Raw genomic sequence first — 24,283 nt, 5'->3', positions numbered from 1 at the left:
GACGTCACCTCGTCAGGACGATCTTGCCGAACAGCGAGCCGTCGATAACCTTGGCCAGACCGTCGGCGGCCTGCTCCATCGGGATCTCGGAGTCGATCAGGGGGCGCAGGCCCGTGACGTCGAGGAACTGGGCCAGCGCGTGCAGCTCGTCGCGCGTGCCCATCGTGGACCCGTGGACCCGCATCTGCTGGAAGAAGATGCGCGTCAGCTCGGCCGGCGGGGCGTCACCCGAGGTGGCGCCCGAGATCACGATCGTGCCGCCGGGGCGCATCGACTTCACCGAGTGCGACCAGGTGGCCGCACCGACGGTCTCCATGACCGCGTCGACCTTGACCGGCAGACGGGCGCCGGACTCGAACACCTCGTGCGCGCCGATCTCGAGAGCCTTGGCCCGCTTGTCCTCGTCGCGGCTCGTCGCGTAGACGCGGAAGCCGGCCGCGCGGGCCAGCGAGATCAGGGCCGTCGCGACGCCGCCGCCGGCGCCCTGCACCAGCACCGCGTCGCCGGGCTTGAGGTCGGACTGCGTGAACAGCATGCGGTAGGCCGTCAGCCACGCCGTCGGGAGGCACGCGGCCTCGGCGAACGACAGGCCCGCGGGCTTGGGGATCACGTTGCGGCGCGGCACCGCGACCTTCTCCGCGAACGTGCCCGGGTGGCGCTCCGACAGCAGCGACCGCTTCGGGTCGAGCGTCTCGTCACCGCGCCACGACGGGTCGCTGATGACGGCGTGCACGAGGACCTCGTTGCCGTCCTCGTCGTGGCCCGCCGCGTCACAGCCGAGGATCATCGGCAGCGACTCGGCCCGCAGGCCGACGCCGCGCAGGCTCCACACGTCGTGGTGGTTGATCGAGGCCGCCTTGACCGTCACGGTCGTCCAGCCGTCCGGGACCTCCGGGTCCGGCTGCTCCCCCACGACGAGACCGGCCAGCGGGTCGTCGGGGTTGATGGTTCCGGCGTAGACGGCGAACACGTGGCCTCCTGGAGGGGCAGGTCGGGACGAGGGTCAGTACGGGCGGCGGGCGACGCCCTCACGGCGCGCCGAGTCGGTCACGGCGCGCGACACGGCCTGGGCCACGCGCGGGTCGAACGGCGACGGGATCACGTAGCCCTCGTGCAGGTCGTCGCCGACGAGGTCGGCGATGGCCTGCGCGGCGGCCAGCTTCATGTTCTCGGTGATGCGGGTGGCCCGCACGTCCAGGGCGCCCCGGAAGATGCCGGGGAACACCAGCACGTTGTTGATCTGGTTCGGGTAGTCCGAGCGACCCGTGGCCACGACGCGGGCGTAGCGGTGGGCGATGTCCGGGTGCACCTCGGGCGTCGGGTTGGCCATCGCGAAGATGATCGCGTCGGGCGCCATCTGGGCGATGCCCTCCTCGGGCGTCGTGCCGCCGGAGACACCGATGTAGACGTCGGCGCCGTTGAGCGCGTCGACGATCGTGCCGGGGCGCGCGTACTCGGCCGACTGGTCGGCGATCCACTGCTTCGCGGAGTTGAGGTCGGTGCGGCCCTGGTGGATCACGCCGGAACGGTCGGTGACCTGGATCCGACGGACGCCCGCGGCCTGCAGGATCTTCATGATCGCCACACCCGCGGCGCCGGCACCGGAGATGACGACCTTGAGGCCGCTCATGTCACGCTCGGTCAGGCGCACCGCGTTGTAGAGCGCGGCCAGGGTGACGACGGCCGTGCCGTGCTGGTCGTCGTGGAATACCGGGATGTCGAGGCGCTCGATGAGGCGCTGCTCGATCTCGAAGCACCGGGGCGCGGAGATGTCCTCGAGGTTGATGCCGCCGAACGACGGCGCGAGGCGCACGACGGTCTCGACGATCTCGTCGACGTCGGTCGTGTCGAGCGCGATCGGGATCGCGTCGACGCCGCCGAACCGCTTGAACAGGACGGCCTTGCCCTCCATGACGGGCATCGACGCCGCCGGACCGATGTCGCCGAGGCCGAGCACCGCGGTGCCGTCGGTCACGACGGCGACGGTGTTCGAGACCCAGGTGTACTCGTGGGCGACCTCGGGATCGGTGTGGATCGCCTCGCAGACCTTCGCGACGCCGGGCGTGTAGGACATGGACAGGTCGTCGGCGTCACGCAGGGGCACGGTCGCCGCGATCGCCATCTTCCCGCCGCGGTGCAGCGCGAAGATCGGGTCGTCGGGGTCGACGGGGCTGGTGAGGTCGAGATCGGTGTCGATGTGGGAGGCAACCATGAGTGCGGCTCGAGTCTGGAGAAGGTTCGGGCAGAGACAGGGTGAGACGTGGAGGACGGGCCCCACGGCCGGCTCGGGACACCGGAGGGATCGAGCCTCGGCGGAGCGGGCGGCGCGCCAGATCTGGAGCGCCAACGGGGCAGGTCGTGCCCGTCCGTCATCGTCTCACAGGCCTCGTCAGGCGTCGCCGGAGGTCTCCCCCGACGCCTCGGCGGCCTCGGCCGCCTCCCGCTCCATGATCGAGCGGTTGACCGGGGGTGCCAGGACGCACACCAGGACGACGCCCGCAGCGAGCGCGACCAGCAGCGCGAGGTTCGGCACGACCACGGTGTCCGGATCGGCACCCCGCAGGTTCCAGGCGATGCCGAGCTGCAGCAGCTGGGTCGCGACGATGGGTCCGCGCGCGCCGGTGCGACCCCGCAGCAGCAGCACCCCGGCCGTGAGCTGGAGCGCCCCGTACGCGACGAAGAACACGGCCGAGCTCACCCCGACCCCGAGGCGACCCGAGTCCAGCGACGACAGCTCGACCACGGCGAAGGCGATGACCGCGAACGCCTCGAGCGCCACGACCAGCGCAGCGACGGTCAGGAACCGACGCGCGGTCGGAGGCCAGGGGTTCGACACCGCTCCAGCCTACGGAACGGCCCGGCGGAGCCCCCGCGGGACCGAGTGAGGCACCCCTTGTGTGATGGATCGAACACGACCGGAATTGCTACATCCTTGTAAACAGTCCGGAATGTTGAAAGCATGATGACTGAGCGCGTTCACCCGGGTTTCTTGCTCCAGCATCTGGACAGCAACCCTCGCGCCGCACTTTACTCTTCACATCGCTACCCGAATGTTCGGGAAGGAGCATCCGCCATGGATTGGCGTCACAAGTCGGCATGTCTCGACGAGGACCCGGAGCTCTTCTTTCCCATCGGCAACACGGGGCCCGCGATCATGCAGATCGAAGAGGCCAAGCTCGTGTGCCGTCGCTGCGACGTGAGTGACCAGTGCCTCGCCTGGGCCCTCGAGTCCGGCCAGGACCACGGCGTCTGGGGCGGCCTCTCCGAGGACGAGCGCCGCGCGCTCAAGCGCCGCAACGCCCGCGCCCGCATCCGCACCGCCTGACCCTCGCGGTCCCCGCTCCTCGGAGCGGCCTATGCGTCGAGCGTGATCGACACCGTCGTGCCGCCGCTCGGGCGTGACTCGAAGGTCAGCGTGCCGTCGAGCTCGGTCTGCACCAGCGTCGTGACGATCGACAGCCCCAGGCTGTCGCCGGTGCGGAAGCCCTCGGGCATGCCGACGCCGTCGTCACTGACCCGCAGGCGGATCCGGTCACGGATGCGGTTGGCCGCGACCGTGATCTGACCGCCGTCGTCGCCGAAGGCGTGCTCGGCCGCGTTCTGGATCAGCTCCGTCAGCACCATCGACAACGGCGTCGCGATCTCGCCCGAGAGCGACCCGAACGAGCCGATGCGCGTGGCGTGGATCGCCCGCTCCCCCGCCACGTCCAGCACGGTGCGCAGCAGCCGGTCCGCGATGTCGTCGAAGTCGACGACGTCGCCGAAGGACTGGCTCAGCGTCTCGTGCACGAGTGCGATCGAACCCACGCGCCGCTCGGCCTCCTGCAGCGCGTGCCGCGCCTCGTCGGTCGACATCCGGCGCGCCTGCAGCCGCAGCAGCGCCGCCACGGTCTGCAGGTTGTTCTTGACCCGGTGGTGGATCTCGCGGATCGTCGCGTCCTTGGTCATCAGCTCGCGCTCACGAGACCGCAGCTCGGTGACGTCGCGGAGCAGGATCAGGGCGCCGGCCGGCTCGCCGCTCGAGCGCAGCGGGATGCGGCGCACGTGCAGCGACGCCGCGGCGTTCTCGAGCTCGCCGGAGCCTCCCTCGGCCCCGACCAGCAGGCCGGGCACGGCGTGCCGGGGGGTGCGGCGGTCCATCAGGCCCGCCGTCACGACGACCAGCCGGGTACCGATCAGGTCGCCGACCAGACCGAGCCGCCGGTAGGCCGAGAGCGCGTTGGGGCTCGCGAAGCGCACCGTGCCGTCGGCCTCGGTGCGCACGAAGCCGTCGCCGACGCGGAGCATGTCGACGACCGAGGCCGGGTCGGCGTGCTCGGGGAACTCACCTGCACGGATCATCTCGAGCAGGTCGGTCGCGACGTCGAGGTACGCCGACTCCAGGGCTCCCGCGCTGCGCAGGCCGGGGGCCTCGCGGCGTCGTTCGACCACGGCCACCACCCGCGCGCCGCGGCGCACCGGCACGAACTGCTGGCCGTCGCCCTCGACCGTCAGCCCCGTGGCGAGCGCCTGCTCCACGAGCGGGGCCGCCCCTGACGCGAGGGACAGGCCCACGACGTCCTCCAGCAGCGCGGTCGGGCCCGTCGTGGGCCGCACCTGCGCGACCGCACACACCCCGGTCTCCTCCGCCTCGGGCACCCACAGGACCAGGTCGGAGAACGCGAGGTCGGCGATCATCTGCCAGTCCGTGACCAGCGCGTGGAGCCAGCGCGCGTCGCTCGCGGTCACGGCGGTGCGCGATCGCGTCATGTCCTCGAGCTGGCCCACGACGCCAGACTACGTGGCACGATGGGGCCGATGACCGAGTCGACCTGGGAGTCCGTGCGTTCCCGCGGCATGGACGTGCCCGACGACCGGCCGCTCCACGAGATGACCGCCGAGCTGGTGCAGATGCTCGGGGACCCGGAGCCTCGTGTCCGCGAGGAGATCGCCTACCCCGTGCTGACGGCGTGGCTGCAGCGCGGCGTGTTCGACGACCTGCTCGCCGGGCTCGGCGACGGGATCGTGTCGGGCCTGGGGTTCGGCCTCGGTCGCGACGGCGACTCCTCGGTCATCCGGCGCTCCTACAGCGCGCTGATGCTCGCCGAGATCGTCGGCCGCGACAACGACGTGCACCTGGTGCAGGCGCCCACGGTGCTGGCCTGGGGCGACGCCGCGACGAGCTGGTACGTCCGCGAGTTCGACCACCGGGGCTGGATCCCGGAGATGGGGTGGGCGCACGCGATCGCGCACGGCGCCGACCTCCTGGCCGCCCTCGCACGGTCGCGCCACTTCGGCGCGCTGGAGCTCACGGTGCTGCTCGACGTCGTCGCCGACCGCGTGCTGGCTCCGACGGCCTACACCTGGCGCCACGGCGAGGACGACCGTCTCGCGTTCGCGGTCATGACCCTGCTGCACCGCAACGCCCTCGACACGACGCTCGTCGAGCCGTGGCTGGCCCGGCTCGGTGCGGGCCTGCGGCCGCCGCCGACCCGCGGGCACCTCGAGGTCGAGTGGCCGACGACGGAGGCCCGCAACACGTCGGCGTTCATGCGCGCCCTGCACCTGCAGCTCGCGCTGGGCGTGCAGGGACGCTCCGACCTGCGGGGCGATGCCGCCCTGTTCGCCGAGCAGCCCACCGACCGCGCCGACCTGCTGCTCGCCGTGCTCGACCAGATCCGCGCCGAGAGCCCCTGGTTGTACCGCCCCACCTCGCGCACGCCGGTGCCCTAGCCTCACGTAATCTGCGTCACATGACCGAGGCTTCGCAGGCAGACCCCACCACCGAGCCCGTCCACGGCGGCGTCATCGCGACCGAGGTCGCACGTGCGCACGGCGTGGAGGCGATGTTCACGCTCTCCGGGGCGCACGTCTTCCCGATGTACGACGGCGCCGTGAAGGCCGAGCCCCCGATGCCGATCATCGACGTGCGGCACGAGCCGTCGGCCGTGTTCGCGGCCGAGGCGATCGGCAAGCTGACCCGCAAGCCCGGCCTCGCGGTCCTGACCGCCGGCCCCGGCGTCACCAACGGCGTCAGCCCGATCGCCCAGGCACAGTTCGCCGGGTCCCCGCTCGTGGTGATCGGCGGACGCGCGCCGGCCAACCGCTGGGGCCAGGGCAGCCTGCAGGAGCTGGACCACCCGCCGATCCTGAAGACCGTCACGGCGCTCTCGACCACGGCCCACACGACGGCCGACATCGGCCCCACGGTCGACGAGGCGTTCCGCGTGGCCGGGTCGTCGCACCGCGGGCCGGCGTTCCTCGACGTGCCGATGGACCAGTTCTTCGACGTCGCGCCGCGCCACACGGCGGCCGGAGCCGTCGCCGCGATCGAGCCCGACGGCGACGCGCTGGCGACGGTGGCCAGTCTCCTCGGCGCCGCCGCGAAGCCGCTGCTGATCATCGGCACCGACGTCTGGGCCGACGGCGCCGAGGTCGCGGCGCTGCGCCTGGTCGAGGAGACGGGCCTCCCCGTCATCGCGAACGGCATGGGCCGGGGCATCGTTCCCGGTGGTCACCCGCAGCTCGTCACGAAGGCCCGGTCGGCCGCCCTCAACGGCGCCGACCTGGTGATCGTCGTCGGCACGCCGCTCGACTTCCGCCTCGGCTACGGGGTGTTCGGCGGCAAGGAGGACACGACGCCGGCGAAGGTCGTCCACCTGGCCGACTCCCCCGCCCAGGTCTCGACCCACGCCGAGCTCGCCGCGAGCGCCTCGGGCGACCTCACGCAGGTCCTCGACGGCGTGCTCACGCGCTTGCAGTCGGCCAGCGGTGGCAAGCCCGACTGGTCGGCCTGGCTCGGCGACCTGCAGACCCAGGTCGCCGCGGGCGTCGAGCGCGACAACGCCCTGCTGACCGCCTCGGCCGACCCGATCCACCCGGCCCGCATCTACGGCGAGCTCCTGCCGCGCCTGGCCGACGACGCCGTGGTGATCGGCGACGGCGGCGACTTCGTGTCGTTCGCCGGCAAGTTCGTCGAGCCGAAGCGCCCCGGAGGGTGGCTCGACCCCGGACCGTACGGATGCCTCGGCGCCGGCCTGGGCGCCGCGATCGCCGCCCGCATCGCCCGGCCCTCGAGCCAGGTCGTGCTGCTGTTCGGCGACGGCGCCGCCGGCATGTCGCTGATCGACGTCGACACCCTGGTTCGTCACCACCTCCCGGTCGTCATGATCGTCGGCAACAACAGCGCCTGGGGCCTGGAGAAGGGCCCGATGCAGATGCTCTACGGCTACGACGTCGCGGCCGACCTGGCACCGGGCACCCGGTACGACCAGGTCGTCACGGCCCTGGGCGGTGGCGGCGAGCTCGTCACCGACCCGAACGAGATCGGCCCGGCTATCGACCGTGCCTTCGCCTCCGGCATCCCGTACCTGGTCAACGTGCTGACCGACGTCGACGCGGCCTACCCGCGGGCCACGTTCGGGATCTAGCGGCGGGTCGTGGTCACGCTGCTCGTGCGCTCGCGGCGCCAGTAGCCCGCGATGTCGCACGTGCCGCGGGCGAAGCCGTGGGCGCGCGCCCAGCGGCGAACGGGCTTGAGCATCCCGGCCTCGCCGGCGGCCCAGAGGTAGGCGGACTCGTCGGTCGGCAGGTCGAGCCGTTCGAGGTGGCCCCCGAGGAGGTCGTCGGCGGACCCGTCGCTCGCGTCGCCGTGGTACCAGGTCACCGTGACCCCCTCGCGGGTCGCGAGCGGCTGCTCCTCACCCGCGTCCGGCACGACGACGGCGACGTCGACGTGCACGCCGTCGGCGACCTCCTCGAGCCAGCGCGCCAGGGCGGGGAGCGCGGTGTGGTCGGCCAGCAGCACGTGCACGCCCGACTCAGCAGGGACGGCCTCGCCCGAGCGCGGGCCGGCCGCCCAGAGCGTGTCGCCGGGCTCCGCGCGCTGCGCCCAGTCGGAGGCGAGCCCACCGGGGTGGACGACGAAGTCGATCCAGACCTGGTTCGCTGCCTGGTCGAACCGCCGGATCGTGTACTCGCGGAACGGCGGGAACGGTCGGGGCCACACGAGCGTCTCGCCGTCCTCGGCCAGCTCCGGCGGACGGGTCGTGCCGTCGGGGTCCGGGAACACGAGCTTCACGTGTTCGTCGGGCGTGGTGCTGGTGAACCCGGCCATCCCTGGGCCGCCGAGGACCACGCGGACCATCCGCGGCGTGACGGCCTCACGACGGACGACCGTGAGCTCCCGGATCCCTGCACCTGGCACGCCGCCATTGTGCCCCCGCCGGGCCGGACGACGCGCAGGTGAGGGTAACCTCATCTGGTGGGTGATCGAGGGGTGACGACGCGTCCGCCTCGCTCCACCCGGCGCATCCTGCTGGGTCCCGTCACGCGCAACAAGCGCCTCGTCGCCATGGGAACACCGCTGATCGTCGTGTGGCAGCTGTGCGAGGCCCTCGTGCCGGTCATGATCGGTGTCACGATCGACGTCGGCATCGAGACCAGCTCGCTCGGGCCGTTCCTGCTGGCGTGCGCCGCGATCGTCGTGATCTTCCTGTGCCTGAGCTACGGCTACCGCTACGGGGCCCTGTTCCTGATGCGCGCCCTGCAGGACGAGTCGCACCGGCTGCGGGTCGAGGTGGCCGAGAAGGCCGTGCAGCCGGTCGACGACCCACGCCTGGCCGGCGAGTGGCTCTCGCTCGCGACGGCCGACGCCGAGAAGGTCTCCGAGCTCGTGTACCAGGTCGCCTTCACGGCCGCCTCGATCGTCACGGTGCTCGCGACGGCGATCTACCTCGCCCGCACCGACGTGACCCTGGCGCTGGTGATCCTGTTCGGCCTGCCCGTCACGGTCGCGATCACCCAGCTCGTCTCGCCCGCGATCGCCCGCCGCACGAGCCGTGAGCAGGCCGCCATCGCCCGGGTCGCGGGCATCGCGGGCGACCTGATCGCCGGCATCCGCCCGCTCAAGGGCATCGGCGCCGAGCGCACCGCGAGCGGCCGGTACCGCGAGGCGAGCCGCGCCGCGCGCCGCTCCAGCATCGTGACCGCCCGCTCCTGGGGCTACATGTCCGGACTCACGACGCTCGTCTCCGGCCTGTTCCTGGCCCTCGTGGCCCTGCTGGCCGGCACGCGCGCGATCGACGGCGACCTGTCGCTGGGCGAGCTCGTCGCAATCGTCGGCCTGACCCAGTTCCTCGCCGAGCCCATCAAGCTGCTCGGCGACCTGTCGGCCCAGTTCGCGGCCAGCCGCGCGTCGGCGAAGCGCCTGCACGAGGCACTGGCCACCGGGTCGCACGTGCTCGACGGTCCGGAGCGGCTGCCCGACGACGCACCGCGCGAGGTGTGCTTCGAGGGCGTGACGGTCGGTCCGCTCGTCGACGTCGCCCTGACCTGCTCCCCCGGCCACCTCGTCGCCGTGACGACCGACGGCCCGGAGAGCGCCGACACGATCGTGGCCCTGCTGGACGGCACCACGCGCCCCGAGAGCGGCATCGTGCGTCTCGGCGGGGTCGACCTGCAGCAGCTGGCGCGTGGCGACCGACGCGGTGCCCTTCTCGTCGTCCCCCACGCCGCGACGCCCCCGGAGGGCACGGTGCGCGCCGCGATCGACCCGGACGCCCGCCTCGACCACGCCGAGCTCGACGCGGTGCTGACCGCCTCGGCCGCCCACGACGTCGTGGAGGCGCACCCCGACGGGCTCGACCACGCCGTGCGCATCGGCGGCAGCAGCCTCTCCGGCGGTCAGCGCCAGCGGCTCACGATCGCGCGGTCGCTCGCCGTCGCTCCTCCGGTGCTGGTGCTGCGCGACCCGACGACCGCGATCGACGCCGTGACCGAGCAGCAGATCGCGCTGGGCCTTCGCACGCGGCGTGACGCGGGCACCGCGACCCTCGTCGTCACCTCGTCGCCGACCCTGCTGGCCGCCGCCGACACCGTGGTCTGGATCCGCGAGGGCCGCGTCGTCGCCAGCGGGACGCACCACGACCTGCAGGAGCACCCCGACTACCGCGAGGAGGTGCTCCGATGAGCGAGCCGCAGCGCCCCGCGCGGCAGCTCCTGCCCATCGCGACCGGCCGGGAGACGGTGCGCCTCCTCGTGCGGCACTTCCGGCGCCGGCCCCTGGCCGTGACGTTCGCGGCCCTCGGCTTCCTGACGACCGGTGCGGCCGGCATCGTCGCGCCGCGCGCGCTGGGCGACATCGTCGACCTCGTCCAGGGCGGGGGCGAGTCGTCCGACCTGGTCGGCCCCGTGGTCGCGATCGTCGTCGCCGCCGTGGTCGGTGCCGTCGCGGCCTCGATCGCGGTCGCGGCGCTCGCCCAGGCCACGATCCCGGTGCTCGCCGAGCTGCGCGAGACCGTGCTCGACCGCGCGCTGCACCTCGACGCCGGGCGCCTCGAGGAAGCCGGTGCGGGCGACGTCATGGCGCGCGTGGGCGACGACGTGCGCACCGTGACGAAGTCCCTCGAGGAGGCCGTGCCGCTGCTCCTGACCTCGTTGATGGCGATCGTCTTCACGGCAGGCGGGCTGTTCGCGCTCGACTGGCGCCTGGGGCTCGCGGGCCTGCTGGCGATCCCCGGGTACGTGACGTCGCTGCGCTGGTACCTGCCGCGGTCCGGCCCCATCTACCGCGCCGAGCGGGTGGCGCAGGGCGAACGGGCCGAGTCGCTCATGGCGACCCTGGAGCACGCGCCGACGATCCGCGCCTTCGCGCGCGAGGAGCAGGCCGTCGGCGAGGTCGAGCGGACCTCCTCGAACGCCCGCGGACTCGCGATCGCGACGTTCTGGATGCTCATGCGCTACGGCGGACGCACCAACCGGGCCGAGTGCATCGGGGTGCTGATCATCCTCGTGGCCGGCTTCGTGATGGTGCGCGGCGACGTCGTGACGATCGGTGCGGCCACGGCGGCAGCCCTGTACTTCCACCGCCTGTTCAACCCCATCGGCGGTCTGCTGATGGTCTTCGACGACGTGCAGTCGTCGGGTGCCTCGCTGACCCGGCTGGCCGGGGTGGCGCTCCTGCCCGAGCACGACGAGCGTTCCGAGCCCCTCGACGCCCCGGCGCGCCTGGAGCTGCTCGGCGTGGGCCACGAGTGGGAGCCCGGGACCCCGGTCCTGCACGACGTCGACCTCGTCGTAGAGCCGGGCGAGCGCGTCGCGATCGTGGGGGCCAGCGGCGCGGGCAAGTCGACCGTCGCCTCGATCGTCTCGGGCATCACCCGGCCCACCGCCGGCCGCACGCTGCTGGCGGGTCGGTCGATCGCCGACCTGGGCCCGGGCACCGTGCGTCGCCACGTCGCGGTGGTGAGCCAGGAGGTCCACGTGCTCACGGGCACGCTGCGCGAGAACCTCACCCTCGCCGCACCGGACGCCACCGACGCCGAGGTCATGGCGGCGCTGACGGTGGTCGTCGCCGATCGCTGGGTGCGCGCCCTGCCCGACGGCCTCGACACCCGCGTGGGCAGCTTCGGCCACGCGCTCACGAGCGCCCAGGCGCAGCAGATCGCCCTCGCCCGCATCGTGCTCCGCGACCCGGCGGTCGTGGTGCTCGACGAGGCCACGGCCGAGGCCGGCTCCGCGGGCGCCCGCGAGCTCGAGGTCGCCGCCGGCAACGTCGTCCGCGGCCGCACCGCGATCGTCGTCGCCCACCGCCTCACCCAGGCCCAGACCGCCGACCGCATCGTCGTGATGGACCACGGCCGCATCATCGAGCTCGGCACCCACGACGAGCTCGTCGCCGCCGACGGCCGCTACGCCACCCTCTGGAACGCCTGGTCGGGAGCGTAGGGGTTCGCTCGCCTGCGGGCGTGGATCGGTGACGGACAAGCAGGCATCGACCAGCGCGGCGGCACCTCCGCTCCCCGCTCCCTCACGATGTGTGCGCACTAGTTCGGCGGATTCGGCCCTGAGATGCCGAACTAGTGCGCATATCTGGTGGAGGGCGGTCGGGTGACCCGAACCGGTGCCCCGGGTCCCTGGTCCATGCCGCTTGTCCTCAGCCACCGAGAACGGATCGCTAGGCTCCCCCCATGGCCTCCCTCACCCGGACCGTGACCGCTGACGACACCGCGCTCGCCGTGGGCAGCGGCGACCTGGAGGTGCTCGGCACCCCGGTCGTCGTGGCGTGGTGCGAGGCCGCCACCGTGGCAGCGCTCGAGCTGGAGCCCCACCTGACGAGCGTGGGCACCCACGTGGACGTCCGCCACCTCGCGCCCTCACCCGTCGGCGCGACGATCGAGGTCACCGCGACGATCACCGAGCAGACCGACCGGGCCGCCACGTTCACCGTCGAGGCGCGCCAGGGCGAGACCGTCGTCGCGTCGGGCACGGTCACCCGCGCGATCGTCGACCGGGAGCGATTCGGGTCGCGCCTGTGACGTGTGCGATCATGGGGGGTCCATTCTTCGAGGAGGCCCACCATGGGTAAGACCGGTCGCAAGCGGCGCGCTCGTCGCAAGAAGGGCGCGAACCACGGCAAGCGCCCCAACGCGTGACTCACGCGTGATCCACGAAACCCCCGCACCTGGCGGGGGTTTCGTCGTCTCAGGCCCGTGCGGGCCGAGGTTCACTCGATGATGCGGGTCTCGGTGTAGCTCGTGCGCGTGACGCGCGTGCCGTCGATCTCGACCTGCACCGCGCGGATGGACTGCAGCACCTTCTGGCGCAGCGGCTCCGGAGCGGCTTCCTGGCAGGAGCGCGAGACCAGCGACCGCACGACCTGCTCGAGGTCGTACTCGGTCAGGCAGTCGCTGCAGCTGTCGAGGTGCGCCTGCACGTCCTCGCAGGACGCGTCGTCGATCTCGCGGTCGATGAACAGGTACAGGTTCTGCAGGGCGTCGCTGCAGTCGGGTCCGTCACAGCTCATGACGACACCTCCTTCGAGGACGCCACGGCCATGCCTCGGTCGCGGGCGTAGTCGGCCAGGAGCTCGCGCAGCTGGCGACGGCCACGGTGCAACCGCGACATCACGGTGCCGATCGGGGTGTCCATGATCTCGGCGATCTCCTTGTACGGAAATCCCTCGACGTCGGCGAGGTAGACCGCGTAGCGGAAGTCCTCGGGCAGCGCCTGCAGCGCGTCCTTGACGTCGGAGTCGGGCAGGTGCTCCAGCGCGACCATCTCGGCGGACTTCAGGCCCGACGAGGTGTGCGCCGCCGCAGCCGCGATCTGCCAGTCCTCGATGTCCTCGCTGACCTGCGTGGGCTGGCGCTGCTTCTTGCGGTACGAGTTGATGTACGTGTTCGTGAGGATCCGGTACAGCCACGCCTTGAGGTTCGTGCCCGGGCGGAACTGGTGGAACGACGAGAACGCCTTGGCGAACGTCTCCTGCACCAGGTCCTCGGCGTCGGCCGGGTTGCGGGTCATCCGCAGAGCGGCCGAGTACAGCTGGTCGAGGAACGGCAGGGCGTCGGTCTCGAACCGCGCCTGGCGCTGCTCGGGGCTCTCGTCGGCACTGACCGTGTCGGCCGTGCGGTCGATGTCATCCATTGAGGTCGATCGTACCGGCCTCGTGCGTTCGGGTGCGTCACAGACGAGCATGGGCCCTCCTTTACACCGATCACAACGACCGGTGTGCGGGACCTATTCCGCAGCTACTCGGCGGCGAGGGGCTTCAGCAGCTCGGGGCCGTTGTTGCGCACGTTGTTGACCGCCGTCGAGACGGGCCAGGCCTGGAGCCGCCCCGGTGTCGCCGGGTGGAGCAGCGCGAACAGCTCGTCCTTGCCGTGCGGCGCCGGGTCGAGCCAGGCGTCGAGGTGCTCCGGAGCGACGAGCCACGGGGCCCGGTCGTGCAGGCGCCCGTCCTCGCCCTCGGCGGCGGTCGTGAGGATCGTGAACGTCACGAGCCACTCGACGGCGTCGCCCCCGTCCTTCGGTTTCCAGAACTCGTAGAGGCCGGCGACCCCGAGACCCTCGCCGCCGCCGTCAGGGGTGTGGCCCGTGATGAAGAACGGCTGCTTCGGCGGCTTCCCGGATCCCGTGTCGGGCCCCTGGTACCACTCGTAGAAGCCGTCCAGCGGCACGACCGCCCGACGCTTGGCGAAGGCCCGCTTGAACGACGGCTTCTCGTCGACGGTCTCGGAGCGGGCGTTGATCATGCGGTTGCCGATCGAGGGGTCCTTGGCCCAGCTCGGCACGAGACCCCACTTCGCGGTCAGCAGCTCCCGCGTGACGGCGGACGAGTCGGCGGCGGCACGCGCGATGACCAGGGGCGCCTGCTTGGTCGGTGCCATGTTGAAGTCGGCCGAGATCGCGTCCTCGGCGACGGCGAGGTCGGCCGAGAAGTCGTCGGTCAGCCTCTGGGCCGTCCGTGTCGTGGCATAGCGACCGCACATGAGTCCAGCAGACCAGATCAGGCCGTCAGACGCGAGAGCAACCACGTGATCGCGTCCGGGTCGCGCGGCAGGCGCTCGACCCACACGCGCGGCTCCGGGGCGTCCGTCAGGGCCTCGAACAGCAGCCTCCCGAGGACCGTCAGACCCAGCAGGTCGGCGTCCTCGCTGCGCGTCAGGGCCGTGAACCGGTCGGCCGCGAGACGGGCGACCGTCTCGTGCGCCGGGAACGCGACCTCCAGCGCGTGCGCGACCTCCAGCCCCCGCAGGGCGTCCTCGAGCTCGTGCGCTCCCCTGCTGCCGAGCTCGACCACGACCAGCGCGTGGGACACCGCGGGCTCCCCACCGCGATGTCCCGCCTGCCGGTAGACGTCGTCGAGGCGGGTCCGCAGGTGCGGGACCGAGGCCAGCGACGTCAGGGGGTCATGACAGTCCGCGTCGGTGACGGGAGGCGGGGCGCTCCCCATCCACGCCTGCGCCACCGAGCGGACTGCCACGTACGGGGGTTCGCGGCCGGGGCTGAGGTCGGCGACGGCGTCCATCGCCTCCACCAGCGGCACGCCCTGCGACGCTGCACTCGCTCCCACCTCGAGTGCAACGTCGACCAGGGACGGCCGACCGCTGTTCACAGCGCGGGCGAACGCGGCTGTCGCGACGTCGTAGTCGTTCATCCGGTCCCTCCTCGCTCGTGCTGTTCTCGGGGATGGAACGGCGACGTGGCCTGGTCGTGACGCGACTTCGCGAGACTTTTTTCGCAGGCGTGAGGCGTGGGACTTTCGGCCCTACTTTCGTGCTCCCCGTGACACGCAGGGCGCACCGGTCGTTAACTGAGCCGGAGGAGGGAGTTTCGTGAGCGTTTCCGATACGGCGACACCAGGTCAGGTCAGCGATGCCGACCTGATCTCCGCCGTGCGCGCCGGCGACACCGAGGCGTACGGCGTGCTGTTCGAGCGCCACCGCGCTGCGGCCGAGCGACTCGCTCGTCAGCTCGTCTCCGGGCTCGGCGCCGACGACCTCGTCTCGGACGCGTTCCTCAAGGTCCTCGGCGTGCTGCAGCGCGGCGGCGGGCCGGACGAGGCCTTCCGCGCCTACCTCCTGACCTCCGTGCGCCGCCTGCACATCGACGGCATCCGCTCGTCGAAGCGCGAGCGCACGACCGACGACGACGCCGCCCTCGACCAGCCGGTCGACTTCGTCGACCCCGCCGCGATGGAGTTCGAGCGCGGCGCAGCCGGCGAGGCGTTCCGGTCACTGCCCGAGCGGTGGCAGCTCGTGCTGTGGCACATCGACGTCGAGCGCCAGAGTCCCGCCGAGGTGGCGCCGCTGCTCGGCATGGCCCCCAACAGCGTCTCCGCGCTGGCGTACCGCGCCCGTGAGGGCCTGCGCCGCGCCTACCTGCAGCAGCACCTCGCTCCCACGCTCGACTCGGAGTGCCGCGACGCCACCAGCAAGCTCGGCTCCCACGTCCGCCACGGGCTCGCCGCCCGCGAGACCCGCAAAATCGAGGAGCACCTCGACACCTGCGCCCGGTGCACCGGGCTGTACCTCGAGCTGCGCGACGTGAACTCGAGCCTCGGCGCCGTGCTCGGACCGATCCTGCTCGGCAGCGCGGCGACGGGCTACCTGGGAGCCGTCACGACCTTCGGCGGCGCCGGTGTGCTCGGGGCAGGCACTGCTGCCGGCCTCGCGATGTCGACCAAGACGATCCTCGTCGAGACCGTCCGCGTCGCCTCCGCACCCGCTCGCATCGCGGTGGGCACCAGCGTGCTCTCCTCGGCGCCGGCCGCAGTCGCGACGGTCGCGCTCGCGAGCGCCGCGACGGTCGGAGTCGTCGCCACGACCTCGGCGGTCACGAGCCCGTCGACCACGGCCGTGCTCTCCCCCATCCAGGACCCGTCGTTCGACCCCACCGACGACGGCATCCGGCTGCCGACGCCGACGCCGACCGTGACGATGCCGGCGCCCACGCCCAGCCCCACCGCCACGCCGAGCCCCTCGGCCACGCCCGAACCGACGCCGTCCCCCGAGCCGACGGCCACCGAGGATCCGGTCGAGCCCGAGCCGGCCGACCCGGACCCCATCGAGCCCGTCGAGCCCCCACCGCCCCCGGTGGTCGGCACCGACTTCGCCCTGGGCGTCGCCTCGGTCGTGAACGACCGCCCGCTGTTCCAGCGCACGATGACCATCCCGATCACCGGCACCACGACCGACGGCGTGCCCGCCGACCGCACGGTCTCGGTCCGCGTCGACTTCACGCGCTCCACGCTGTTCCGGTCGGTCTCGGGCGACTGGACCTGCACGGCCACCCCGGAGCGCTGGACCACCTCGGTCACCTGCACGACGACCGTGCCCGCGGGCGGCAGCACCGACCTGCGGCTGACGTTCGCGGGCCTGCGCCCCTCCGGCACGCTGACGATGGTCGCCGACGAGGACCCCAACACGGCCAACGACACCGCATCGTTCGCGAGCCCGGGATTCCTGCTGCTGTTCTAGGACGTGTTGCCGAGTGGGCGGGATGCGGTAGACAAGTCCCATGACTGTTCTGCGCACGGTGGCCCGCCCGATGCTCGCCTCGATGTTCGTCGTCGGAGGCATCAACTCGTTGCGTCACGCGAAGGCCCTCGCGCCGGCCGCGCAGCCCGTCGCCGACGCCGTCGCCCCGCTGGCGCCGCAGCTGCCCGTGACCCCGACCAACGTGGTGCGCGTCCACGGCGCGGTCAACATCGTCGCCGGCGCCGCGCTGGCCACCGGGCGCTTCCCGCGGCTGTCCGCCCTCGTGCTGGCGGGCAACCTCACCCCGGCCACGGTGCAGGGCCACCGGTTCTGGGCCGAGCCCGACGCCGCCGCCCGCTCGAACCAGCAGGTGCACTTCTTCAAGAACGTGTCGATGCTCGGTGGTCTGCTGATGTCGACCCTCGATCCCGACCCGCACAAGAAGATCCTGGTGCGCCGGGCGAAGGACAAGGTCGTCGAGGCGGCCGACACGGTCGCCGACGCCATCTCGCGCTGACGCCACCGCACCGGGGGTCGGCGAGCGCTACGCTGACCCGCGATGAGTGAACCGTTGCCGTGGCTGGCTCCCACGCCGAGAGAACCCGTGGTCGGCCGGATCATCGTGCCGGGCTCGAAGTCGCTGACCAACCGCGCGCTCGTGCTCGCGGCCGTCGCCGAGCGGCCGTCGGTGCTGACGCGGGCCCTGGGCTCGCGGGACACCTCACTGATGATCGGCGCGCTCACCGCGCTGGGCGCGTCGGTCGACCGCGACGGCATCGAGTGGACCGTGCGCCCCATCGACCCGTCGCTCGCCGCCCCCGTCACGATCGACTGCGGTCTCGCGGGCACCGTGATGCGGTTCGTGCCGGCGCTCGCCGCCCTGGGCGCGGCCCCCGTGACGTTCGACGGTGACGAGCGCGCCCGTGAGCGTCCGATGGACGTCACGATCTCCTCGCTGCGCGCGCTCGGCGTCGAGGTCGACGACGGGGGCCGGGGCACCCTCCCCTTCACGGTCCACGGCACCGGAGGCGTCGAGGGCGGCCCGATCTCGATCGACTCCTCGGCGTCCAGCCAGTTCGTCTCGGCCCTGCTGCTCGCAGCGCCGCGGTTCGCTCGCGGCCTCGACCTCACGCACGTCGGCCCCACCCTGCCCTCGGCCCCGCACATCGCCATGACGGTCGAGCAGCTGCGCGCCCGGGGCGTGCAGATCGACACCCCCACCGACCAGCACCGCTGGACCGTGGCCCCGGGTCCGGTCGGGGCGCTCGACACCGAGATCGAGCCCGACCTCTCGAACGCCGGCGTCTTCGTCGCGGCCGCCCTCGTGACGGCCGGCGAGGTGCGGGTGCGCAACTGGCCGTCGTCCACCGACCAGCCCGGCGACGTCTGGCGCCGGCTCGCGGTCGCCTTCGGCGGCACCGCCGAGCTCGACGGCGACGACCTCGTCGTGACGGGCCCGAAGAAGCTGGCGGGCGTCGACCTGGACCTCGGCGACGTCGGCGAGCTCACGCCCGTCATCGCTGCGGTCGCCGCACTGGCCGAGACGCCGTCCCGCCTGACCGGCATCGCCCACCTGCGGGGTCACGAGACCGACCGGCTCGCCGCCCTCGCGACCGAGTTCCGTCGTCTCGGCGGCGACGTCGACGAGCTCGACGACGGGCTCGAGATCCGGCCCCGCCCCCTGCACGGCGACGTCTTCCGGACGTACCACGACCACCGGATGGCCCACGCTGCGGTCGTCCTGGCGCTGCGGGTGCCGGACGTCTTCGTCGAGAACGTCGTCACGACGGTCAAGACGTATCCCAACTTTGCGCCCGTCTGGGAGCGGTTGGTCGACGCATGAGCGCGGGCGAGCACTGAGCCATGGGGCGCCACGACGATGACGACCACGCGCGGTTCGAGCGGCCACGGCGCCGCACGCGACCGCGCACCAAGGAGCGGCCCGACTACTCCGGGCTGCCGCTCGGACGCGTCGTCACGGTCGACCGCGGCCGCTACTCGGTGCGCCTCGAGGAGGACCGCGCCGACGGCACCGGCGACGCGATCACGGCGGCGAAGGCCCGCAGCATCCGCGGGGTCGTGGTCGGCGACCTGGTACGCCTCGACGGCGACGTCACGGGCGCCGAGGGCACCCTGTCGCGCATCGCCGAGGTGCTCCCGCGCACGACCGTGCTGCGCCGCACCGCCGACGACGACGACCCGATCGAGCGCATCGTGGTGGCCAACGCCGACCAGCTCGTCGTGGTCGCCGCCCTCGCCGACCCGCCGCCGCGCCCGGCCCTGATCGACCGCTGCCTGGTCGCCGCGTTCGTCGCCGGGATGGATCCCCTCGTGATCCTCACGAAGTCCGACCTCGCCTCGCCCGACGAGATGATCGCCGCCCTCGAGCCGCTCGACGTCGCGGTGCTCGTGATCGGGCGCGACGCCGACCTGGCCGAGGTGCGCGCGTCGCTCGCCGACCGGATCAGCGTGCTGGTCGGGCACAGCGGCGTCGGGAAGTCGACGCTCGTCAACCAGCTCGTGCCCGACGCGTTCCGCACGACGAGCCACGTCAACGCCGTGACCGGCCGGGGCCGGCACACGTCGACCGGGTCGGTCGTGCTGGACCTCCCGGGCGGCGGGCGCATCGTGGACACCCCGGGCTTCCGGTCCTTCGGGCTGGCCCACGTCGAGGTCGAGGACGTGCTCAAGGCGTTCACCGACCTGCACGAGCTCACGCGCGACTGCCCCCGCGGCTGCACCCACCTGGTCGACGAGCCCGAGTGCGCGATGGACGTCGCCGTCGCCGACGGGCGCCTCTCCCCCGCACGACTCGCCTCGTTTCGGCGCATCCTTGAGAGCCGCGAGCAGGTCTGAGCACTACCGTGGGCCCCATGGCCCATTCGTACGCCGACGACCTCCGCCTCGCGCACGTCCTGGCCGACACCGCCGACAACCTGTCGATGGACCGGTTCGGCGCGATCGACCTCGAGGTCTCGACCAAGCCCGACATGACCTGGGTGACCGAGGCCGACAAGGCCGTCGAGGACGCGCTCCGCAAGACGCTGCGCTCCGCACGCACCCGCGACGCGTTCTTCGGCGAGGAGAGCGGCGAGCAGGAGGGGGCCGCGACCTCCTCCCGCCGCTGGATCATCGACCCGATCGACGGCACCTCCAACTTCGTCCGCGGGGTGCCCGTCTGGGCGACCCTGATCGCGCTGGAGGAGGAGGGCGAGGTCGTCGCCGGCGTGGTGTCGGCCCCGGCGCTCGGCCGTCGCTGGTGGGCCCACAAGGGCAGCGGCGCGTTCACGGGCAAGTCGGTCATGAACGGCCGCGAGATCCGCGTCTCGCGCGTCGGTGACCTCGGCAGCGCCTCCCTGTCCTTCAGCTCGGTCGAGAGCTGGGAGGACATCGACAAGGCCCAGGCGTTCGCGGCGCTGACCCGCCAGTGCTGGCGCACCCGCGCCTACGGCGACTTCTGGTCGTACGTCCTGGTGGCCGAGGGCGCGGTCGACATCGCCGCCGAGCCCGAGCTGAACCTGTGGGACATGGCCGCGCTCGACGTCATCGTGCGCGAGGCCGGTGGCCGCTTCACGTCCCTGGCGGGACGCGAGGGCCCGTGGGGCGCCAACGCGATCGCCACGAACGGGCGCCTGCACGACGCGGCGATGGCCTACCTCGGCCACTTCCCCGACACCGAGCCCCCGGGCGACGGCTGGGACGACGAGACGGAGCCCGACCCGGACTCCGACCGGTCCCACGACCTCGGCAACGTCCTCGACTTCGGCCGCTGAGCAGACCTGCCTCACACCCAGGTCTTGTCTTCGACACATTCCCGATATATCGTTAACGCATCACCTACACATCGCCGACGCGTCGAGCCCCTGCGACTCCGCACCGGCCCCACTCCTCAGGAGACCTCACATGAACACCCACGACCACCACCACGAGCAGCACCACGACCGTTCCGACCACCGCCAGCGCGGACCGCGTCGGGGTGGACCCCACCCCCGCGGAGACGCGGGGCGCTTCCCCGGCTTCGGCGAGGAGGGCCCGCTCGGCGGCCCCTTCGGCGGCCCGTTCGACGGGCGCCGGGGCCGGGGCGGTCGCCGTCGCGGACGCCGCGGCGGCGACGTGCGAGCGGCGGCCCTGCTGCTGCTCGCCGAGCAGCCGCGCCACGGCTACGACCTGATCCAGGAGATCCGCGAGCGCAGCGAGGAGATGTGGACGCCGAGCCCCGGCTCGGTCTACCCCGTCCTGCAGCAGCTCGAGGACGAGGGTCTCGTCGAGTTCGAGCGCGTCGACGGTCGCAAGACCGCCTCGCTGACCGCGGCAGGCCGGACCTTCGTCGAGGAGAACGCCGACGAGCTCGGCATCCCCTGGGCGACGGCCAAGGCCGGCAGCGAGGGCGTGCACGAGCTCGGCCACGCGCTGCGGTCCCTGATGGGCGCGTTCCGTCAGGTCACCTCCGACGGCACCCCCGAGCAGCGGCGTCAGGCCGCCGCCCTGCTGGACGACACCCGTCGCCAGCTCTACCGCGTCCTCGCCGGCGACGACGCCTGACCGCTCGCGAGTGGATTCCCGCCCCTCGGCGAGTGAGTTTCCGCCCCTCCCAGGGGCGGGAACTCACTCCTGGGAGGGCGGGAATCCACTCGCGACGGGGCGGGAATTCACTCGCGAGCGGTAGTTCGGGGCGGGGTCAGGGGAGGCGGGCCGCGACGGCGCGGCCGGCGGCCCGGCCGGAGAACAGGCAGCCACCGAGGAACGTGCCCTCGAGCGAGTTGTAGCCGTGCACCCCGCCGCCGCCGAAGCCCGCGACCTCGCCTGCGGCGTAGAGACCCTCGAACGGCTCTCCCCCGGGCCGCAGCACCTGCGACTCCAGGTTCGTCTCGAGACCACCCAGCGACTTGCGGGTCAGGACGTGTAGCCGCACCGCGATCAGCGGCCCCTTCGACGGGTCGAGGATCTTGTGCGGCTTCGCGACCCGGATCAGCTTGTCGCCGAGGTAGGAACGGGCCTGACGCATCGCCACGACCTGCAGGTCCTTGCTGTAGTCGTTGTCGAGCTCCCGGTCGCGCGCCTCGATCTGCCCGCGCAGGTGGTCGACGTCGATCAGCTCCGATCCCGTCACGCGGTTCATCCCGGCCACGAGCTCCTCGAGCGTGTCGGCCACGACGAAGTCCTCGCCGCGCTCCTTGAACGCCTCGACCGGGCCCGTCGCCCCCTTCGCGAGGCGCTGGCGCAACAGCTCGCGGACGCTCTTGCTCGTCAGGTCAGGGTTCTGCTCCTGCCCCGACAGCGCGAACTCCTTCTCGATGATCGCCTGCGTGAGCACGAACCAGGAGTGGTCATAGCCGGTCTGCCGCAGCAGCTTCAGGGTGCCGAGCGTGTCGAAGCCCGGAAGTCCCGGCACGGGCAGCCGGGTGCCGCCGCCGTCGAACCACAGTGACGACGGCCCGGGCAGGATCCGGATGCCGTGCAGCGGCCAGATCGGGTCGTAGTTGGTGATGCCCTCGACGTAGTGCCACATGCGGTCGCCGTTGATGCTGCTCGCGCCCGCCGACTCCGCGATGCCGAGCATGCGTCCGTCGACGTGGGCCGGGACGCCGGAGATCATGTGGGTCGGCGGCGTGCCCAGCCGGTCGGGCCAGGCGGCCCGCACGAGGTCGTGGTTGCCGCCGATGCCGCCGGTCGTCACGATGACGGCCTGGGCGGACAGCTCGAACTCCCCCACCTCCTCGCGCGAGGTCGCCTCGGCGCGCGGCAGGTCGGTGGGCGCCAGCACGGCGCCGCGCACACCCGTGACGGCACCGTCGGTCACGACGAGCTCGTCGACGCGGTGCCGGAACGCCAGGTTCACGAGCCCCTGCTCCACGCCCTGGCGCACGATCTTCTCGAACGGCTCGACGAGCCCCGGACCCGTGCCCCACGTGATGTGGAAGCGCGGCACGGAGTTGCCGTGGCCGCCCGCCAGGCCGCCACCACGCTCGGCCCAGCCGACGACGGGGAACACGCTGTGCCCCTTCTCGCGCAGCCACGACTGCTTCTCGCCGGCGGCGAAGTTGACGTAGGCCTCGGCCCACCGGCGCGGCCACAGGTCCTCCTCGCGGTGGAACTGTGCGCTGCCGAGCCAGTCCTGCCACGCCAGCTCGACGGAGTCCTTGATGCCGAGGCGCCGCTGCTGCGGCGAGTCGACGAGGAACAGCCCGCCGAACGACCAGAACGCCTGGCCCCCGATCCCCTGCTCGCCCTCCTGGTCGACCAGGAGGACCGATCGACCGGCCTCCACGAGCTCTGCGGTCGCGACGAGACCCGCGAGGCCTGCGCCCACGACGACGACGTCGGCCTGCTGGGGGGACGTTGTGCGTGCTGCTGCCATGCGCCGCATCCTGCCGCATCCGGCCCGTGACCTGCATCACCGACTCACCCCGCACCATTGACGGTCAGAATAGATCTGACCGTCAGCACCTCACGAGCGTGTGGCACGCCCCTGCTGATACCTCGACTGACGGGTGCGATGGGCACAGGCCGGCGAGCAGTACCGACGCCGGTGGTGCTCCGGCACGAGCACGACCTGGCACGTCGGCGTCGCGCACGTCGTGATGCGATCGCGGCCCCCGGAGCGCACGAGGTCGATGCAGTCCGCCGCCACGGTGCCCAGCCAGGACTCGACGCCCGGACCCCAGAGCCGCCGCCGCACCTGGAGCTCACCCCGACCGTCGAGGTCGAGGCCCCATGATGGGGCGGACTCGGTGTCGTACCGGTTGACGACGGCCAGCGAGGAGGCCCGAGGACGATCGAGCAGGATCTGCCGCACGGCGCCGCGCACCTGGCGCAGAGCGTCGAGCGACTCGGCGTCGACGCCCAGGTCGTCACCCAGCTCTCCGGGCGGAAGGGCCGAGGCCACGGCGTCGAACCACGCGGCTGCGGTATCGACGTCAGCCAGAGCGTCAGCGTCGTCCGGTGCGGCGACGGCGGAGTTGACGAGCACCAGGGACGGGCGCGCCTCGCCCCCCTCGGTCGCGACTCTGAACGGCATGCCTGACGGTAACATGGCACTTTCACCGTCGAGCGATTCTGGGCAGTTCTCCAGGTTCCCGCTCCACGTCCGTCTCCGGGGCCTTAGGCTGGGACGTCGTCCGTCGTCGTCCGAGGTACTCCCATGCTCCTGCCGAACCGGTTCTCCCGGATCGTCGCCACCGCCGTCGTCGCGACCCTGGCGGTCGCGGGGCTCATCATGTTCGCCTTCACGACGGACGCCATCGGTGGCTCCGGCTCCCGCGCCGAGGCCGTGAACACGGCCGCGCCGTCGGTCTCCGCACCGCCCGCCACGACCGAGCCGGTCCCCGCGACCCTCGCCGCCGAGCCGGTCCCGACGACCGAGCCGGTGCCCACGACCGAGGCTCCGGCGCCGCAGGCCCCGACGAACGACCCCGCTCCCGCCCCGACCAACCCGGCCACCCCGGGAGCCCCGACGACGTCGACCCCGACGCAGCCGGCTCCCACCCCGACGCCTCGCCAGTGCTACCTGCTGGTCCTGCCGATCGAGTGCCCCTGACATC

25 protein-coding genes are annotated in these 24,283 nt (G+C 72.5%); 14 read left to right on the top strand and 11 right to left on the bottom strand.

Annotation, left to right across the window (positions count from 1 at the left end; genetic code table 11):
• Positions 1-4 precede the first annotated feature (4 nt).
• The 3 genes from ABD127_RS01605 to ABD127_RS01595 form a co-directional block, all read right to left on the bottom strand.
• Positions 5-970 (bottom strand): zinc-binding dehydrogenase, encoded by a 966-nt coding sequence (locus tag ABD127_RS01605; RefSeq protein ID WP_344197020.1) that lies wholly within the window; start codon positions 968-970, stop codon positions 5-7.
• A 33-nt stretch (positions 971-1,003) separates the two neighbouring features.
• Positions 1,004-2,212 (bottom strand): NAD(P)-dependent malic enzyme, encoded by a 1,209-nt coding sequence (locus ABD127_RS01600; protein ID WP_344197018.1) that lies wholly within the window; start codon positions 2,210-2,212, stop codon positions 1,004-1,006.
• A gap of 177 nt (positions 2,213-2,389) precedes the next feature.
• Positions 2,390-2,836, bottom strand: coding sequence for a hypothetical protein (locus ABD127_RS01595; RefSeq protein ID WP_344197016.1), 447 nt, complete (start codon positions 2,834-2,836; stop codon positions 2,390-2,392).
• 237 nt (positions 2,837-3,073) lie between these two features.
• On the opposite strand from ABD127_RS01595, the gene ABD127_RS01590 reads away from it, so the two are divergent.
• Complete coding sequence (locus ABD127_RS01590; protein ID WP_229051518.1) at positions 3,074-3,325, top strand: WhiB family transcriptional regulator; 252 nt, start codon at positions 3,074-3,076, stop codon at positions 3,323-3,325.
• 29 nt (positions 3,326-3,354) lie between these two features.
• Here the strand turns inward: ABD127_RS01590 and ABD127_RS01585 are convergent, their stop codons facing one another.
• A complete protein-coding gene (locus ABD127_RS01585) occupies positions 3,355-4,767 on the bottom strand; it encodes a sensor histidine kinase (RefSeq protein WP_344197011.1) in 1,413 nt (470 codons plus the stop codon).
• Positions 4,768-4,797: 30 nt separating this feature from the next.
• Here ABD127_RS01585 and ABD127_RS01580 point away from each other — a divergent pair, with 30 nt between their 5' ends.
• Complete coding sequence (locus ABD127_RS01580; protein WP_344197009.1) at positions 4,798-5,712, top strand: DUF2785 domain-containing protein; 915 nt, start codon at positions 4,798-4,800, stop codon at positions 5,710-5,712.
• Between the two features lie 20 nt (positions 5,713-5,732).
• Positions 5,733-7,409 (top strand): acetolactate synthase, encoded by a 1,677-nt coding sequence (locus ABD127_RS01575; protein ID WP_344197007.1) that lies wholly within the window; start codon positions 5,733-5,735, stop codon positions 7,407-7,409.
• Here ABD127_RS01575 and ABD127_RS01570 read toward each other — a convergent pair.
• A complete protein-coding gene (locus ABD127_RS01570) occupies positions 7,406-8,185 on the bottom strand; it encodes a siderophore-interacting protein (RefSeq protein ID WP_344197005.1) in 780 nt (259 codons plus the stop codon). The genes ABD127_RS01575 and ABD127_RS01570 overlap by 4 nt on opposite strands.
• Positions 8,186-8,242: 57 nt before the next feature.
• On the opposite strand from ABD127_RS01570, the gene ABD127_RS01565 reads away from it, so the two are divergent.
• From ABD127_RS01565 to ABD127_RS19050, 4 genes are all read left to right on the top strand, one after another.
• Positions 8,243-9,949 carry an ABC transporter ATP-binding protein gene (locus ABD127_RS01565; RefSeq protein WP_344197003.1) on the top strand — a complete coding sequence of 569 codons (1,707 nt, stop codon included), beginning with the start codon at positions 8,243-8,245 and terminating at the stop codon, positions 9,947-9,949.
• Complete coding sequence (locus ABD127_RS01560) at positions 9,946-11,706, top strand: ABC transporter ATP-binding protein (RefSeq protein ID WP_344197001.1); 1,761 nt, start codon at positions 9,946-9,948, stop codon at positions 11,704-11,706. The genes ABD127_RS01565 and ABD127_RS01560 overlap by 4 nt, the downstream gene beginning before the upstream one ends.
• A gap of 242 nt (positions 11,707-11,948) precedes the next feature.
• Entirely contained in the window at positions 11,949-12,296 is a 348-nt protein-coding gene (locus ABD127_RS01555; RefSeq protein ID WP_344196999.1) for a thioesterase family protein, read from the top strand.
• 42 nt (positions 12,297-12,338) lie between these two features.
• Positions 12,339-12,413: a 50S ribosomal protein bL37 gene (locus tag ABD127_RS19050; protein WP_369797015.1), complete on the top strand. Its 75-nt coding sequence runs from the start codon at positions 12,339-12,341 to the stop codon at positions 12,411-12,413.
• Between the two features lie 71 nt (positions 12,414-12,484).
• On the opposite strand, the gene rsrA is transcribed toward ABD127_RS19050, so the two are convergent.
• From rsrA to ABD127_RS01535, 4 genes are all read right to left on the bottom strand, one after another.
• Positions 12,485-12,784, bottom strand: a complete 300-nt coding sequence (gene rsrA, locus ABD127_RS01550; RefSeq protein WP_344196997.1) for a mycothiol system anti-sigma-R factor — start codon at positions 12,782-12,784, stop codon at positions 12,485-12,487.
• A complete protein-coding gene (locus tag ABD127_RS01545; RefSeq protein WP_344196995.1) occupies positions 12,781-13,407 on the bottom strand; it encodes a sigma-70 family RNA polymerase sigma factor in 627 nt (208 codons plus the stop codon). Before ABD127_RS01545 ends, rsrA begins: the two co-directional genes overlap by 4 nt.
• A 104-nt stretch (positions 13,408-13,511) precedes the next feature.
• Positions 13,512-14,252, bottom strand: a complete 741-nt coding sequence (locus tag ABD127_RS01540; protein WP_344196993.1) for an SOS response-associated peptidase — start codon at positions 14,250-14,252, stop codon at positions 13,512-13,514.
• A gap of 17 nt (positions 14,253-14,269) precedes the next feature.
• Positions 14,270-14,920: a hypothetical protein gene (locus tag ABD127_RS01535; protein ID WP_344196991.1), complete on the bottom strand. Its 651-nt coding sequence runs from the start codon at positions 14,918-14,920 to the stop codon at positions 14,270-14,272.
• A 178-nt stretch (positions 14,921-15,098) separates the two neighbouring features.
• Between ABD127_RS01535 and ABD127_RS01530 the strand changes: the two genes are divergently transcribed.
• The 6 genes from ABD127_RS01530 to ABD127_RS01505 all read left to right on the top strand — a co-directional run bounded on the left by ABD127_RS01530 (position 15,099) and on the right by ABD127_RS01505 (position 21,284).
• Positions 15,099-16,742: a sigma-70 family RNA polymerase sigma factor gene (locus tag ABD127_RS01530; protein WP_344196989.1), complete on the top strand. Its 1,644-nt coding sequence runs from the start codon at positions 15,099-15,101 to the stop codon at positions 16,740-16,742.
• A gap of 40 nt (positions 16,743-16,782) precedes the next feature.
• On the top strand, positions 16,783-17,259 hold the full coding sequence (locus ABD127_RS01525) for a DoxX family protein (RefSeq protein WP_344196987.1): 477 nt from the start codon (positions 16,783-16,785) through the stop codon (positions 17,257-17,259).
• Positions 17,260-17,301: 42 nt separating this feature from the next.
• Positions 17,302-18,585 (top strand): 3-phosphoshikimate 1-carboxyvinyltransferase, encoded by a 1,284-nt coding sequence (gene aroA / locus ABD127_RS01520; protein ID WP_344196985.1) that lies wholly within the window; start codon positions 17,302-17,304, stop codon positions 18,583-18,585.
• Between the two features lie 20 nt (positions 18,586-18,605).
• Complete coding sequence (gene rsgA, locus ABD127_RS01515; RefSeq protein WP_344196983.1) at positions 18,606-19,598, top strand: ribosome small subunit-dependent GTPase A; 993 nt, start codon at positions 18,606-18,608, stop codon at positions 19,596-19,598.
• 17 nt (positions 19,599-19,615) lie between these two features.
• Complete coding sequence (gene hisN / locus ABD127_RS01510; RefSeq protein WP_344196981.1) at positions 19,616-20,515, top strand: histidinol-phosphatase; 900 nt, start codon at positions 19,616-19,618, stop codon at positions 20,513-20,515.
• A gap of 130 nt (positions 20,516-20,645) precedes the next feature.
• Entirely contained in the window at positions 20,646-21,284 is a 639-nt protein-coding gene (locus ABD127_RS01505; protein ID WP_344196979.1) for a helix-turn-helix transcriptional regulator, read from the top strand.
• 136 nt (positions 21,285-21,420) lie between these two features.
• Here the strand turns inward: ABD127_RS01505 and ABD127_RS01500 are convergent, their stop codons facing one another.
• Positions 21,421-23,100 (bottom strand): FAD-binding dehydrogenase, encoded by a 1,680-nt coding sequence (locus ABD127_RS01500; protein WP_344196977.1) that lies wholly within the window; start codon positions 23,098-23,100, stop codon positions 21,421-21,423.
• Positions 23,101-23,190: 90 nt separating this feature from the next.
• Positions 23,191-23,760: an ABATE domain-containing protein gene (locus ABD127_RS01495; RefSeq protein ID WP_344196975.1), complete on the bottom strand. Its 570-nt coding sequence runs from the start codon at positions 23,758-23,760 to the stop codon at positions 23,191-23,193.
• Positions 23,761-23,883: 123 nt separating this feature from the next.
• On the opposite strand from ABD127_RS01495, the gene ABD127_RS01490 reads away from it, so the two are divergent.
• Entirely contained in the window at positions 23,884-24,279 is a 396-nt protein-coding gene (locus ABD127_RS01490; RefSeq protein ID WP_344196973.1) for a superantigen-like protein SSL4, read from the top strand.
• Positions 24,280-24,283: the final 4 nt, after the last annotated feature.

It is taken from the genome of Aeromicrobium alkaliterrae (assembly GCF_039529015.1).
In the GTDB taxonomy this organism is placed as follows: Bacteria; Actinomycetota; Actinomycetes; order Propionibacteriales; family Nocardioidaceae; genus Aeromicrobium; species Aeromicrobium alkaliterrae.
This window is presented reverse-complemented; position numbering and strand designations above follow the sequence as displayed.